The organism is Vibrio sp. 10N.222.46.A1, assembly GCF_041473595.1.
GTDB lineage: Bacteria > Pseudomonadota > Gammaproteobacteria > Enterobacterales > Vibrionaceae > Vibrio > Vibrio tasmaniensis_A.
Window position 1 is genome coordinate 1 of record NZ_JBFRSN010000593.1, and the last position, 988, is coordinate 988.

Consider the following 988-nt stretch of genomic DNA (forward strand, 5'->3'; position numbering starts at 1 on the left):
AAGCAGCACAAGACAGTATCGAACTGACACCAAGTGATCGCTGGCGTACACAAGACTCAGCCAGTCGTACCAACGAGATGTTCGAAAGTACGACTCAATACTTATCGCTAACGGTTGCTATCGTTGTGATCATGGCTGCGACCACTTTGGTACTCACTTGCCAACATTATGTTGCGAGTCGTCGTAAAACCATTGCGATGCTTAAGAGTTTAGGTGCGAGCAAGCAGTGGATCGTTAAATGGTTGTCCGTACAGGTGTCTCTGTTGGTGGTTATTGGTGCAGTACTGGGAATTACCATCGGTATCGGCTTAGAATTTTTGCTTCGTATACCTCTGGGCGACTTATTACCAACACCACTTCCTAGCTATGGTATTGAACCTGTCATTTTGGCGATTTTATCAAGCATTCTCATTGGTGTGCCTGCTCTTGGTATTCCGTTAATTGGCTTGGTAAGCACTTCGGCAATCAGCGTGATTCAATCAAGTCACCAGTCTAATGAAAGCTACAAGAAATACCTGTTGTTGCTGGTGCCTATTATTCCAATGATGCTGATGTACGGCGATAACCTGTTGGTATGGATAGTTCTAGCGGGTATCGCTTGCCTGTTCTTAGTGCTTGCGATTGTGAGCACGCTTGTTCTGCGTTTGGTCGGTAAGCTGCCGACGTCGACATCTATGCGTTTGGCATTGAGCCGAATTAATCGCACACCATTAGCAACAGGGATTCAATTTGGTTCTTTAGCGCTGTCTTTGATGCTGTTATCGATCATATGGCTAGTGAGAAGTGACTTGTTGTCAGATTGGCAGCAAACTTTGCCCGAGAACGCACCTAATGCGTTTGCGCTGAATATTGCGAGCTATGAGAAAGACAGTTATCTCGAGACGATTGATGCAAACGAAGTAGAGCGTACTCAAGCGTTTCCAATTATACGAGGAAGGCTCACAACCATTAACGGCGTTGAGGCGGCGAAATACAGCGAGACCTCAGA

General features: G+C 46.1%; 1 protein-coding gene. It reads left to right on the plus strand.

The window, feature by feature from the left end:
• Positions 1-988 (plus strand): ABC transporter permease (locus AB4496_RS16625; protein ID WP_372131400.1); only part of this gene is annotated, 988 nt, incomplete at both ends.